Origin of the sequence: Streptomyces eurocidicus, from assembly GCF_002891295.1 — a bacterium.
In the GTDB taxonomy this organism is placed as follows: Bacteria; Actinomycetota; Actinomycetes; order Streptomycetales; family Streptomycetaceae; genus Streptomyces; species Streptomyces eurocidicus.
In genome coordinates this window covers 136013-149674 of sequence record NZ_LGUI01000011.1, presented here as the reverse complement: position 1 = coordinate 149674, position 13662 = coordinate 136013, and the positions used below count along the sequence as shown (strand labels likewise).

11 protein-coding genes are annotated in these 13662 nt (G+C 71.6%); 3 read left to right on the top strand and 8 right to left on the bottom strand.

Translation table 11 applies throughout. The features are described 5' to 3' along the window. Positions 1-77: 77 nt before the first annotated feature. The 3 genes from AF335_RS28545 to trpS all read right to left on the bottom strand — a co-directional run bounded on the left by AF335_RS28545 (position 78) and on the right by trpS (position 2760). The gene (locus AF335_RS28545) at positions 78-926 is read right to left on the bottom strand and encodes a YihY/virulence factor BrkB family protein (RefSeq protein ID WP_102921320.1); all 849 of its coding nucleotides are present in this window, start codon (positions 924-926) and stop codon (positions 78-80) included. A 94-nt stretch (positions 927-1020) separates the two neighbouring features. Continuing rightward, on the bottom strand, positions 1021-1617 hold the full coding sequence (locus tag AF335_RS28540; RefSeq protein ID WP_184743382.1) for a 2'-5' RNA ligase family protein: 597 nt from the start codon (positions 1615-1617) through the stop codon (positions 1021-1023). Positions 1618-1746: 129 nt separating this feature from the next. Continuing rightward, positions 1747-2760 carry a tryptophan--tRNA ligase gene (trpS, locus tag AF335_RS28535; protein WP_102921318.1) on the bottom strand — a complete coding sequence of 338 codons (1014 nt, stop codon included), beginning with the start codon at positions 2758-2760 and terminating at the stop codon, positions 1747-1749. 103 nt (positions 2761-2863) lie between these two features. Here trpS and rocD point away from each other — a divergent pair, with 103 nt between their 5' ends. After that, positions 2864-4066, top strand: a complete 1203-nt coding sequence (gene rocD, locus AF335_RS28530) for an ornithine--oxo-acid transaminase (protein ID WP_102921317.1) — start codon at positions 2864-2866, stop codon at positions 4064-4066. A gap of 290 nt (positions 4067-4356) precedes the next feature. Here rocD and AF335_RS28525 read toward each other — a convergent pair whose 3' ends face one another. From AF335_RS28525 to AF335_RS28505, 5 genes are all read right to left on the bottom strand, one after another. Then, complete coding sequence (locus tag AF335_RS28525; RefSeq protein WP_087926630.1) at positions 4357-5124, bottom strand: succinate dehydrogenase iron-sulfur subunit; 768 nt, start codon at positions 5122-5124, stop codon at positions 4357-4359. Then, a complete protein-coding gene (gene sdhA / locus AF335_RS28520; protein ID WP_102921316.1) occupies positions 5124-6878 on the bottom strand; it encodes a succinate dehydrogenase flavoprotein subunit in 1755 nt (584 codons plus the stop codon). Before sdhA ends, AF335_RS28525 begins: the two co-directional genes overlap by 1 nt. A gap of 20 nt (positions 6879-6898) precedes the next feature. Continuing rightward, positions 6899-7369, bottom strand: a complete 471-nt coding sequence (locus AF335_RS28515) for a succinate dehydrogenase hydrophobic membrane anchor subunit (RefSeq protein WP_102921315.1) — start codon at positions 7367-7369, stop codon at positions 6899-6901. A 6-nt stretch (positions 7370-7375) separates the two neighbouring features. Next, positions 7376-7756 carry a succinate dehydrogenase, cytochrome b556 subunit gene (gene sdhC / locus AF335_RS28510; RefSeq protein WP_102921314.1) on the bottom strand — a complete coding sequence of 127 codons (381 nt, stop codon included), beginning with the start codon at positions 7754-7756 and terminating at the stop codon, positions 7376-7378. A 171-nt stretch (positions 7757-7927) separates the two neighbouring features. Further along, positions 7928-8713: a 2-oxo-4-hydroxy-4-carboxy-5-ureidoimidazoline decarboxylase gene (locus AF335_RS28505; protein WP_244927193.1), complete on the bottom strand. Its 786-nt coding sequence runs from the start codon at positions 8711-8713 to the stop codon at positions 7928-7930. A 229-nt stretch (positions 8714-8942) separates the two neighbouring features. On the opposite strand from AF335_RS28505, the gene AF335_RS28500 reads away from it, so the two are divergent. Continuing rightward, on the top strand, positions 8943-10655 hold the full coding sequence (locus AF335_RS28500) for a beta-N-acetylhexosaminidase (RefSeq protein ID WP_102921313.1): 1713 nt from the start codon (positions 8943-8945) through the stop codon (positions 10653-10655). A 147-nt stretch (positions 10656-10802) separates the two neighbouring features. Next, positions 10803-12896: a glycosyltransferase gene (locus AF335_RS28495; protein ID WP_102921312.1), complete on the top strand. Its 2094-nt coding sequence runs from the start codon at positions 10803-10805 to the stop codon at positions 12894-12896. Positions 12897-13662 lie beyond the last annotated feature (766 nt).

Below are 13662 nucleotides of genomic sequence, written 5' to 3'. Positions count from 1 at the left end.
GGGGTCCGGGGCGGAGCCCCCGCGCGGCGGAGCCGCACATCGGATGCGGCGGGAAGGGGTGGGGCCCACGGCCCCCGTCAGTCCGTGGTCTTCGACGGCGTAGCCGTCCACGCCGCGCAGAACAGCGTGAGCTTCGCCGTGAAGTTGATCCACAGCAGCAGCGCGATCGGGGTGCCGAACGCGCCGTACATGCTCTTCGCCGCGACCCCTTGCAGATACCCGCTGAGCAGCAGCTTCAGCACCTCGAAGCCGACCGCGCCGAGCAGCGCCCCCACCACGAGCCGGCGGCGCGGCGGCAGGACGCCGGGCAGCCGGGACAGGACGTAGAGCATCAGCAGGAAGTCGGCGAGGACGGCGATGCAGAAGCCTGCCGCCGTCAGCAGCCCGCCGATGCCGTTCAGACCGGCCCGGTCGGCGACCCAGCCGACGGCCGCGGTGGCGAACGCCGAGCAGCCGAAGGACACCAGGGCGACCCCGCCGAGGCCCAGCAGCACCGCCCCGTCCTTGAGCTTGAGCAGGACGGGGTTGCCGGGGCTCTCCTCCTTCTCCCAGACGGCGCGCAGGCACTCGCGCAGGGAGCCGATCCAGCCGAGGCCGGTGAAGAGCAGCAGGGCGCCGGCGACGACCCCGACGGTGCCGGCGTTGTCGACGAGCGTGCTGAGGTCGAGTTGGCCGGAGATGCCGGGCACCTGCTCGGCGAGCTTCTGCTCCAGCTCATGCATCCGCTGTTTGCTGAGGACCGCCGCACCGATCGCCGCACCCACCGTGACCAGCGGAAACAGCGAAAGGAAGCTGGTGAAGGTGATCGCGGCGGCCAGCCGGGTCCACTTCACCCGGTCCAGGGTCTCGTAGGAGCGCCACGCGTGGGTGCGCGTCAGCCGGGTGATCAAGGGCCCGATCACGGGCAGCCGGGTCAGCCATTCCATGGTCAACACCTACCATCCACAGGGCTCCGGCGAGCGCCGACGGGCAGCTGTACGCGTACCCGGCGGGACCCCGGGCACGCGGGGTGACCTGGGGCTACCGGGAGGCCGCGGGCGGGCGCGTGGCGCCCGACTGGCGCGGTACGGCGGACGCGGGGTCGCCGTCGCCGCCGTCCGCGAAGGGGTACTCGCGCTCCAGCCGCCACACGCCGTCGGCGCCCTGCTCGTAGAGGGCGAAGCCGGTGATCGTCCAGGCGGCCTCGAAGTCGGCGAGCTCCTCGAACGCCCGGTCCATGGCCTCCTCGGCGATGCCGTGGGCGACGGTGACGTGCGGGTGGTAGGGGAACTGGAGCTCGCGGGCGACGGGCCCGGAGGCGTCCCGGACGCGCTTCTGGAGCCAGGCGCAGGAGGACGCGCCCTCGACCACGTTGACGTAGACCACGGGCGAGAGCGGGCGGAAGGTGCCGGTCCCGGACAGCCGCATCCGGAACGGGCGGCCGAGCGCGGCGACGCCGGCGAGGTGCTCCTCGACGGCGGGCAGCGACGAGGCGTCGACCTCGGTGGGCGGCAGGAGGGTGACGTGGGTGGGGATGCCGTGCGCGTGCGGGTCGCCGAAGCCCTCGCGGCGCTTCTGGAGGAAGCTGCCGTAAGGCTCCGGGACCGCGATCGAAACGCCGAGCGTTACGGTCCCCACTGCGTTCTCCCTCCTGTGCGCCTGTAAGTCCCCGTGGCCAGTGTGACGGCTGTGCCACATCTGGTGCCAGGTCCGCTGGTCCCGTGCGCGCGGGGGGGATGATCCCGCGCGCACGCTCCGGTGCGTCGGTCAGTGCTTGGCGGGCAGGAAGCCCACCTTCTCGTACGCCTGTGCGAGAGTCTCGGCCGCGACCGCGCGGGCCTTCTCGGCGCCCTTGGCGAGGACGGCGTCCAGCGTCTCCGGGTCGTCCAGGTACTCCTGCGTACGGGCGCGGAAGGGGGTCACCCAGTCCACCATGACCTCGGCGAGGTCGGTCTTGAGCGCACCGTAGCCCTTGCCCTCGTACTTCTGCTCCAGATCCGCGATTGTCGTGCCGGTCAGCGTGGCGTAGATGGTGAGCAGATTGCTGACGCCCGGCTTCTCCTCGGCGTCGAAGCGGATCACGGTGTCCGTGTCGGTGACGGCGCTCTTGATCTTCTTGGCGGAGACCTTGGGCTCGTCGAGCAGGTTGATCAGGCCCTTCGCGGTCGACGCCGACTTGCTCATCTTCGCCGAGGGGTCCTGGAGGTCGTAGATCTTCGCCGTCTCGCGCACGATGTGCGGCGCGGGCATGGTGAAGGTGTCGCCGAAGCGGGTGTTGAAGCGCTCGGCGAGGTCGCGGGTGAGCTCGATGTGCTGACGCTGGTCCTCACCCACCGGAACCGCGTTCGCCTGGTAGAGCAGGATGTCGGCGACCTGGAGGATCGGGTACGTGAACAGGCCCACCGTGGTCTGGCTCGCGCCGTGCTTGGCCGACTTGTCCTTGAACTGCGTCATCCGCGACGCCTCGCCGAAGCCCGTGAGGCAGTTCATCACCCAGCCGAGCTGGGCGTGCTCGGGCACATGGCTCTGCACGAAGAGGGTGCAGCGGTCCGGGTCCAGGCCCGCGGCCAGCAGCTGGGCCACGGCGGTGCGGGTGTTGGCGCGGAGCTCCTTCGGATCCTGCGGCACGGTGATCGCGTGCAGGTCGACGACCATGTAGAAGGCGTCGTGGGTCTCCTGCAGGGCGACGTACTGCCGGACGGCACCGAGGTAGTTCCCGAGGTGGAACGAGCCTGCGGTGGGCTGGATACCTGAGAGAGCGCGCGGACGATCAAGGGCCATGCGCACATTCTCTCAGGTGCCGCGACGGACTCGGTCCGGCGGTGCGGACGGGGTAGTAGAAAGCTCAGTAACAGCATGCCCGCAATACCGAACGGAGCACACGGTGACATCCACGGATCGCAGCATCGCCGCCGCCGAGGCCCACAGCGCGCACAACTACCACCCGTTGCCGGTCGTCGTCGCGTACGCGGAGGGTGCGTGGATGACCGATGTGGAGGGCCGTCGCTATCTCGACATGCTGGCCGGATACTCGGCGCTCAACTTCGGGCACGGCAACCGCAGGCTCATCAACGCGGCCAAGGCGCAGCTCGATCGGGTGACGCTCACCTCACGCGCCTTCCACCACGACCGCTTCGCGGACTTCTGCGCGGAACTGGCCGCGCTGTGCGGCAAGGACATGGTGCTGCCGATGAACACCGGTGCGGAGGCCGTCGAGACGGCCGTGAAGACCGCCCGGAAGTGGGGCTACCGGGTCAAGGGCGTGCCGGACGGCAGAGCGAAGATCATCGTGGCCGACAACAACTTCCACGGCCGCACCACCACGATCATCAGTTTCTCGACGGACGAGGAGGCCCGCGCCGACTACGGCCCGTACACCCCGGGCTTCGAGATCGTCCCCTACGGCGACCTCGCCGCGCTGGAGGCGGCCGTCGACGAGAACACGGTGGCGGTGCTGCTGGAGCCCATCCAGGGCGAGGCCGGGGTGCTCGTACCGCCGCCCGGCTATCTGAAGGGCGTACGGCGGCTGACGGCCGAGCGCGGGGTGCTGTTCATCGCCGACGAGATCCAGTCCGGTCTGGGCCGCACGGGCCGGACGTTCGCCTGCGACCACGAGGACGTGGTCCCCGACATGTACGTCCTCGGCAAGGCGCTCGGCGGCGGCGTGGTGCCCGTGTCGGCCGTGGTGGCCTCCTCCGACATCCTCGGCGTGTACCGGCCCGGCGAGCACGGCTCGACGTTCGGCGGGAACCCGCTCGCGTGCGCGGTCGCCCTGGAGGTCGTGGCGATGCTCCGGTCCGGCGAGTTCCAGCAGCGCGCGACCGAGCTCGGCGAGCACCTGCACCAGGAGCTGGGCCTGCTGGTGGGCGGCGGCGCGGTGGAGGCGGTACGCGGGCGCGGCCTGTGGGCCGGGGTCGACATCGCCCCGGCGAAGGGCACCGGGCGGCAGATCTCGGAGCGGCTGATGGACCGGCGGGTCCTGGTCAAGGACACCCATGGCTCGACGATCCGGATCGCGCCGCCGCTGGTGATCAGCAAGGAGGATCTGGACTGGGGGCTGGATCAGCTGCGGGCTGTGCTGGCCTGAGGGGTTCGGGCGGGGCGGGTGGCCGCTGCGCGGGGCTTTTTCCCCACCCCGCCCCTTCCCGACCCGGGGCTCCGCCCCGGACCCCGGTCCTCAAGCGCCGGACGGGCTGATTTTCAGCCCGTCTGGGGGCACCTCCTGGGGGCACCCCCAGCGGTAGCTGGGGGAGGTAGCTGGGGGAGCTTGAGGACATTCGGGAAGGGGCGGGTAGGGGAAAACCCTCCCGCACGACGGCGAGGCCCCACCCCCCGGGAAGGGGACAGGGCCTCGCCGTACAGAACCCGACCGGATGGTCAGAAGCGACGCGTGATCAGCGCGCGCTTGACCTCCTGGATCGCCTTCGTGACCTCGATGCCACGCGGGCACGCGTCCGTGCAGTTGAACGTCGTGCGGCAGCGCCACACACCGTCCTTGTCGTTCAGGATCTCCAGCCGCTGCTCGCCGGCCTCGTCACGCGAGTCGAAGATGAAGCGGTGGGCGTTGACGATGGCCGCCGGGCCGAAGTACTGCCCGTCGTTCCAGAACACCGGGCAGGACGACGTGCACGCGGCGCACAGGATGCACTTGGTGGTGTCGTCGAACCGCTCGCGGTCCTCGGCCGACTGCAGGCGCTCACGCGTCGGCTCGTTCCCCTTGGTGATGAGGAACGGCATGACGTCGCGGTACGCCTGGAAGAACGGCTCCATGTCGACCACGAGGTCCTTCAGGACCGTGAGGCCCTTGATGGGCTCGACCGTGATCGGCTTCGACGGGTTGATGTCCTTGATCAGCGTCTTGCACGCCAGGCGGTTCTTGCCGTTGATGCGCATCGCGTCGGAGCCGCAGATGCCGTGCGCGCAGGAACGCCGGAAGGTCAGCGTGCCGTCGTGGTCCCACTTGATCTTGTGGAGGCCGTCGAGGACCCGCTCCTTGGGGTCGATCTCCAGCTGGAAGTCCTGCCAGGTCGCCTGGTCCGAGATCTCCGGGTTGAACCGGCGGACCCGGAAGGTGACCGTGATCAGGTGCGCGGGGGCCTCGGACTCGGCCGAGGCCGCGCTCTTCTCGAGCGTCGGGGTGCTCATCAGTACTTACGCTCCATCGGCTGGTAGCGGGTCTGGACGACCGGCTTGTAGTCGAGGCGGATCGAGTCCGTGCCGTCCGCGTCGACCTCGCGGTACGCCATGGTGTGCCGCATGAAGTTGACGTCGTCGCGGTTGGGGTAGTCCTCGCGGTAGTGACCGCCGCGGGACTCCTTGCGCGCCAGCGCGGACACGGCCATCACCTCGGCCAGGTCGAGCAGGTTGCCCAGCTCGATGGCCTCCAGCAGGTCGGTGTTGAAGCGCTTGCCCTTGTCCTGGACGGACACGTGCCGGTAGCGCTCGCGCAGCTCGGCGATCTTCTCGACGGCCGTCTTGATGGTCTGCTCGGTGCGGAAGACCATGACGTTGGCGTCCATGGTCTCCTGCAGCTCCTTGCGGAGCTCGGCGACCCGCTCCTTGCCGGTGGAGTTGCGCAGCTGCTCGACCTGGTCCGCGACGAGCTGCGCCGGGTTCTCCGGCAGCTCGACGAAGTCGGCCTTGACGGAGTACTCGGCGGCCGCGATGCCGGCCCGCTTGCCGAAGACGTTGATGTCCAGCAGCGAGTTGGTGCCGAGGCGGTTGGCGCCGTGCACGGAGACGCAGGCGACCTCGCCGGCGGCGTACAGGCCGGGCACGACGGTGTCGTTGTCGGCCAGGACCTCACCCGTGACGTTGGTCGGGATGCCGCCCATGGCGTAGTGCGCGGTGGGCTGGATCGGGATCGGGTCCGTGTAGGGCTCGATGCCCAGGTACGTACGCGCGAACTCGGTGATGTCCGGGAGCTTGGCGTCGAGCTGCTCCGGCGGCAGGTGGGTGAGGTCGAGGTAGACGTGGTCGCCCTCGGGGCCGCAGCCACGGCCTTCGCGGATCTCCGTGTAGATGGAGCGCGAGACGACGTCGCGGGAGGCGAGGTCCTTCATGACGGGCGCGTACTTCTCCATGAAGCGCTCGCCGTCCTTGTTGCGAAGGATGCCGCCCTCGCCGCGGGCGCCCTCGGTGAGGAGGATGCCCATGCGCCAGATGCCCGTCGGGTGGAACTGGAAGAACTCCATGTCCTCCAGCGGCAGGCCGCGGCGGTAGCAGGCCGCCTGGCCGTCACCCGTGAGGGTGTGCGCGTTGGAGGTCACCTTGAAGAACTTGCCGGTGCCGCCGGAGGCGTAGATGACGGCCTTCGCCTGGAAGACGTGGATCTCGCCGGTGGCCAGCTCGTACGCGACGACGCCGGCGGACTTCTTGACGCCGTCGACCTCGGTGATCAGCTGGTCCAGGACGTAGAACTCGTTGAAGAACTCCACGCCCTCCTTGACGCAGTTCTGGAACAGCGTCTGGAGGATCATGTGGCCGGTGCGGTCCGCGGCGTAGCAGGACCGGCGGACCGGGGCCTCGCCGTGGTTACGGCTGTGACCGCCGAAGCGGCGCTGGTCGATGGTGCCGTTCGGGGTGCGGTTGAACGGCAGGCCCATCTTCTCGAGGTCGAGGACCGCGTCGATGGCCTCCTTCGCCAGGATCTCGGCGGCGTCCTGGTCGACCAGGTAGTCGCCGCCCTTGATCGTGTCGAAGGTGTGCCACTCCCAGTTGTCCTCCTCCACGTTGGCCAGCGCGGCGGCCATGCCGCCCTGCGCGGCGCCCGTGTGGGAGCGGGTGGGGTAGAGCTTGGTCAGCACCGCGGTGCGGCTGCGCTTGGTCGACTCGATGGCCGCGCGCATGCCGGCGCCACCGGCGCCGACGATGACGGTGTCGTACTTGTGGATCTGCATGGTCTCGTCAGCCCCGGGCTCTAGCGGATGTTCGGGTCGAAGGTGAAGATCACCAGCGTGCCCAGCAGGACGGTGAACACCGTGGCCGCGTACAGCAGGTTCTTCAGCCAGAAGCGGGTCTTGGGCCGCTCCGCGTAGTCGTTGATGACCGTGCGCAGGCCGTTGGCGCCGTGCAGCATGGCGAGCCACAGCATGATCAGGTCCCATGCCTGCCAGAACGGCGAGGCCCAGCGGCCCGCCACGAAGGCGAAGCCGATCTTGCTCACGCCGCCGTCGAGGACCAGCTGGATGAGCAGGTGGCCCAGGACGAGGACGACCAGCACGACGCCGGACAGCCGCATGAACAGCCAGCCGTACAGCTCGAAGTTGGTGCGGGTGCTCTTGGGCGTCTTCTTGGTGCGGGCCCGGGGCGGCTCGATGACCGGCGCCGGGTTGTCCACGTCGTACAGCGACACGTTGTCGGTCGCGGGGGTGGTGGTCTCAGCGGACATCTCGCGTCAGCTCCCGAACAGCGTGCGCAGCGTGTGCTGGAGCACGGGGTAGAAGGCGCCGCCCATCAGCACGAGCCAGATGGTGACAACGGACCACAGCATCTGCTTCTGGTAGCGGGCACCCTTGGACCAGAAGTCCACCGCGATGACACGCAGACCATTGAGGGCGTGGAAGAGGATGGCGGCGACGAGGCCGTACTCCATCACGTTGACGACGGGCGTCTTGTACGTCGCGACGACGTCGTCGTACGCCTCGGGGGAGACGCGTACGAGGGCGGTGTCAAGGACGTGCACGAACAGGAAGAAGAAGATGAGGACGCCGGTGACTCGATGAGCCACCCAGGACCACATGCCTTCCCGGCCGCGGTACAGCGTTCCAGCCGGCACGGAAAACCCTCCGGGAGCGGGGATCAGAGCCTGCCGGCTTCACTGTCAGCGGGCCCGGCCGGGTACGGTCCACCGGCCCTGGCCATCGTAGCGACGCGTTGTCGGTTCGGGTTCACGGGGTCGTCAGGTGTGATCAAACAGGCACGTACGGACCAGTGGCATACCCGGCGATCAGGGCTTTTCCGGGGCGCGAGATGTCCGGTACAACCCGTCTGTCCTGCGGTTTCGCGTAATGGGACCGTTATGTGACGTGCTGTCTCCGGGGGGTGCTCCGGGGGCGTGCCGGGTGTCGCGGGGGGTGTCGTGGTCCCGGGTGCACGGGGTGTCGGAGGCCAGCAGGGCGAGCCGGCCCAGGGCCAGCCGGGTGAGCTCGGCGAGGGTGGTGGCGGCCTCCTCGTACGGCGCGCGGGTGAGGCGGAGGCGGAGTGCGGCGAGCAGACGGGTGACGGTCTCGCCGGGGTGTGTGCCGTCCACGTGGGCCAGGAAGACATGGCCGAATCTGTGCTCGTAGGCGGCCTGGGCCTGGCGGAGCGCGGCGAGGGCCCCCGCGTCGGCGTGCGGGTGCGGGCCGGTCTCGTCGGCGAGCGCCTCGGCCAGGTCGGCCGGGGTCAGGGCGTGGGTGGTCCGCTCCGCCGCGCCGAGCAGGGTGCGCAGGTCGGGGTAGGGGCGGTGGTCCGCCAGGTGGTGGGCCCACCGGCGGCTGCCGCAGCAGGCCAGGAGGGCGGCTTCGGCGGCGCCCGGCGACGCGGAATTGAGGCGGTCGAGGCCGTGCCGGTCGGGTCCGTGCAGCGTGGTCTCCTCGGGCGAGGGGGTGCGGCGCGGGGCTCGACGGCCGGTCCGGGCGGGGTCCGGACGGGACGCCGGGCCGGGCTCGGGTGGGACCCGGGCAGGGCGGATGCGGTGCGGATGGGCGAACGGGCACGGGTGCGACGGCTCGTAGGCAGCCGACGGCGACACCCGTGCGGCGTCCGCGGGACACCCGGGTGTCACCCGCGGAACTGGGTCTTCCGGTCGAGGAACTGAGCCGCTACGGTGTCGACGATTCTCGGCCACGGTCCGGTGCGCTGTCCGACGGATGCGCGAATTTCATTCGGACGAGGCCCGTTTCGGGCGCGTGGTGGACACCTTGCCGGGCAAAGGGCAATACCTTCACCACGTATATGCCCTGTATAGGAGGGTCTGCTCCATGGGACTGCCTGCTGGACTCACCAGGACCCCTCGGCTCGCCCGGCTCGCCCGGACCACCAGGCCCCCTCGGCTCGCGCCGCTCACCCGGCTCACCCGCGTCACCCGCGCGGCGGCCCCGCGCGCGGCCGTGGCCGCCGCCGTGCTGCTGGGCACCATGACCCTCGTGGGCTGCCCGCGCGACTCCTCCTCCCGGCCGGTCCAGGACGACTCCCGCTCTCCCCGGGTGTCCCGGCCGGCCGGGCCGTCCAGCGCCCCGCCGTCCGTCATCTCCCACGCGCCCGTCCCCGCCGGGATCCCCCGCACCGTCCCCGGCCTCCGCTCCGTCACCGCCGCCCCCGGCCCCGGCTGGCGGCCCGCGGCCGGGGCCCGGGTCGTCACCCCGCCGGACGGGCCCCTCGCCGACGAGGCCCGGCAGCTGGCCGTCGACCTCAAGCTGACCGCCGCCGGGACGCCCGCCCGCCCCGGCGACATCGAGCTGGCCCTGCGCCCCGGCCAGAGCGGCGGCGACGAGGCGTACGAGCTGACCGCCGACGACCACCGGATCCTCATCACCTCCGCGGGAGAGGCCGGGGTGTTCTACGGCACGCGCACCCTCGCGCAGGCCGTGCGCTCCGGCGGCGGGCTCCCCGAGGGCGTCGTGCGCGACGCCCCCGGCCGCGGCCAGCGCGGCCTCAACCTCGACATCGCCCGCAAGCACTTCAGCGCCGAGTGGATCGAGGCCCGGATCCGCGAGCTGGCGGAGCTCAAGCTCAACCAGCTCGGCCTGCACTTCTCCGACGACCAGGGCTTCCGCATCGAGAGCGAGTCGCACCCCGAGATCGTCTCGCCCCAGCACCTCACCAAGGCCGAGGTCCGCCGCATCGTCGCCCTCGCCGACTCCCTGCACATCACCGTCGTCCCCGAGATCGACTCGCCCGGCCACCTCGGCGCCGTCATCAAGGCCCACCCCGGCCTCCAGCTGAAGGACGCCGCCGGCACCTCCGCCCGGGGCGCGGTCGACATCGCCAACCCCGAGGCCGCCCGCATCGTCGACGACCTGCTGCGCGAGTACGCGCCGCTGTTCCCCGGCGCCTGGTTCCACCTCGGCGCCGACGAGTACCGCGCGCTGATGGCCAAGGACCCCGAGACCTCCTACCCGCGCCTGGCCCAGCTGGCCCGGCAGCGCTACGGCGCCCGGGGCCGGGTCCAGGACCTCGCCACGGCCTGGCTCAACGACCGGGCGGCGGTGCTGCGCCCGCTCGGCAAGAAGCCCAAGGCGTGGAACGACGGCTTCTTCCGCGGCGGCGTCGTCACCGCCGACAAGGACATCGAGGTCGAATACTGGACGGGCAAGGAGCTCGGCGCCCGCGACCCGCAGGAGTACCTGAACGAGGGACGCCGCGTGGTCAACCTCAACGACGAGTACCTCTATTACGTACTCGGCGAGCCCAACCAGTTCCGCTACCCCACCGGTGAGCGGATCTACCGGCAGTGGTCGCCTGCCGTCCTGCGCGGCAGCACGGCCGCCGCGCAGGACCTCACCGGCCCCGACCGTGTCACCGGCGGCAGGCTCGCCGTCTGGTGCGACTTCCCCGACGCCCAGACTCCGCAGCAGGTGGCCGACGGCATCCGGCTGCCGCTCGCCGCCGTCGCCCAGCGGCTGTGGGACCCCCGCCCGCCCACCATGCCCTGGAAGGAATTCTCGGCGCTCGCCGGGCGGGTGGCCCCCTGAGGGGCTTAGCGTTCGGGGTTGAACCAAGCTGCGCGCTCCCGTCGTCGGATATGCGGAAGGCAACACTCAGGTCATACTCGGGGTCGCTCACGCATCTCCACGAAGGAGTGCGCGCAGGCGTACCCCCGCATCCGTAACGAGGGCCCGATGAAGATCGAATTCCTGCTTCACAACGCGTACGGCATCGGCGGCACCATCCGCTCCACCGTCAACCTCGCCGCCGCCCTCGCGGACCGGCACGAGGTGCGGATCGTCAGTGTCAACCGCCCCGTGGACGAGCCCGAGCTCACCCTCGACCCCCGGGTCACCCTGACCCCGCTGGTCGACCTCCGTGAGGGCGCCGAGACCGACGAGTACGCCACGCCGCTCAACCAGCGGCCGAGCGAGATCTTCCGGGACGAGCGCATCGACAACGGCCGCATGGCCGCCACGGCCCTCACCGACGAGCGGGTGGCCGCCCACCTCGCCGCCACCGACGCCGACGTCGTCATCGCCACCCGCCCCAAGCTCATCGGCTACCTCGCGAAGTACGGCTCCGACCGCTACCTCCGCCTCGGCCAGGAGCACCTCACCCACGAGGCGCACGTCCCCGAGCTGCACGCCGTGATGGACCCCGCCATCGCCGCGCTCGACGCCTTCGCCACCGTCTCCGAAGCGGACGCCGGGCACTACCGGGAGGCCCTCCCCGACGCCCGCGCCCGCATCCTCGCCATCCCCAACGCCGTCCCGGCCCCCGCCGCCGAGCCCTCCGACGGCACCTCGAACGTGATCGTCTCCGCCGGCCGGCTCGTCGCCGTCAAGCGCTACGACCGCCTGATCGCCGCCTTCGCCGCGATCGCCGCCGAGCGCCCCGACTGGAACCTGCGGATCTACGGCCGCGGCCCCGCCAAGGCCAAGCTGCGCAAGCAGATCGAGGAACTGGGCCTCTACGAGCGGATCACCCTGATGGGAGCCCGCTCGCCCATCGAGACCGAGTGGTCCAAGGGCGCGGTCGCCGCCGTCGCCTCCGACGCCGAGTCCTTCGGCATGACCATCGTCGAGGCCATGCACGCCGGCCTCCCGGTCGTCGCCACCGACTGCCCCTACGGCCCGCGCGAGATCCTCACCGACGGCACCGACGGCGTGCTCGTCCCGCTGGACGACGCGGGCGCGGTCGACGCCTACGCCGCCGCCCTCCTGAAGATCACCGGCGACGCGGCGCTGCGCGACCGCCTCGGCAAGGCCGCCCGCGAGACCGCCCTGCGCTACGCCCCGGCCCGGATCGCCGACCGCTACGAGGAGTTGTTCGAGGAGCTGCGGCCCGGCTGCACGGCCACCGTTCCCGAGAAGCGGAAGGGCCTGCTGCGCGGCCTCTTCGGCGGCGGCCGCGCCAAGGCCGCCTCCGCCGGCCCCGCCGTCGCCGCGCCGGGGGCGATCGCCCACCCCGAGGCCCGCTGCTCCGTCGCCGCCGACGGCACCGTGATCGTGCGGCTGCGCGCCGAGCAGCTCACCGCCGCCGACACCCACGCGCTGCTCCGCCGGCGCGGCGCCAAGGGCAAGGAGGGCGTCGCCGTCCGGGCCCCGCTCACCGGCGCCCGCGAGCCCGGCGCCTGGGCCGAGGCCCGGTTTGCGCCCGCCCCGCTGGCCGAGGGCCGCTGGGACAGCTACGTCGAGCGCCCGGGTGACAAGAGCCGCCGCAGGCTGACGGCCGCGCTGGTCGAGCAGAAGGACCTGCTGAACCGCCCGCTCGCGACGACGGGGGACGGCGTCACCGCCCGCGTCCCGTACACCACCAGCGACGGCTTCCTCGCGGTGCGCGCCTGGCTGCGCCCCGAGCACGCGGAGGTCACCGAGGTGCGCGTCGGCGCGGACGGCGTCACGCTCACCCTCACCGCCCACGGCACCGCCTTCGGCGAGGGCGCCGAGATCATCGCCCGGCTGCGCGGCGGCGACGGCTCGGTGGGCGACGTCCGCGCGCCCCTGACGAACGGCTCCGGCCGGCTGCCGTACGAGCCGATGGCGCGGCGCGTGAAGCCGGAGGAGGAGCAGGACCTGTGGGACCTGTGGGTGCGCCCGGCGGCCGGGGCGGCGCTGGTGCGCGCGGGCCGGATCGCGGGCGACTTCGCCGACCGCAAGGGCGTCGACACCTTCCCGGCGGCGAAGCGGGGAGAGGTGCGGCTGCGCCCGTACTTCACGGTGACCAACGATCTGACGATCACGGTCAAGGACGCGGAGCCGAAGGAGGAGGGGGCGGCGGCGTGAGCCTTACGGGGGCGGTGGCTGTCGGGTGAGCCTTACGGGGGCGGTCGCCGCCGGGTGAGCCTTACGGAGGTGGTGGCTGTCGGGTGAGCCTTATGGAAGCGGCCGCCGTCGGGTGAGCCTTACGGAGGCGATGGCCGCCGGGTGAGCCTTACGGAGGCCGTCGTCGGCAGCCGGTGGTCCGGACGGGACGGTCCGGGACCGGCGGATTCCCCGGCGGATCGAGGCGAGGGTGTGCGCCCGGGTGCGCGCCGTCCGGCGCGCGCCGGACGGCACCGCCGGGCTCTCGGCCGGTCGGCCACGCCGTGGGTCACGGCGCCGCCGCGGCACTTCGCACGCCCACGTCAGTGGGGCGGCGCCGGACGGAGGACGGCCGGGGCCGCCACCCCCCACAGGAGAGGCCCCGGCCGCCGTCCGGTGCGGACCCTGGTGAGGTCCGCATCTTCTACAGCGCCAAGGGCCGCGAATCCGTCACACTGTCATACCGCCGCGGTCGGATCTCTTCTGGACGAGGCCGGGCACATGCCCGTAACGTGCGGGGTCCGCGCTCGCCGGAGCGCGTTTCTCTCTCGTCTGTTCTCGTCTGTCCCAGTGGCCGGGGAACCGGGAAAACCGGAAGTGACGACCACAGCCCCAGGGGGTCCGAAAGATGTGTCCGTGCGGTCAGGCGTCCCCGCGGTGGGCGGCGGCGGCCGGTGTGCCGCCCCGCGCCGCCGGGTATCGGCCAGTGGAACCCGGCCCCGTAGCCGGTGACACCCGGGCGCAGAAT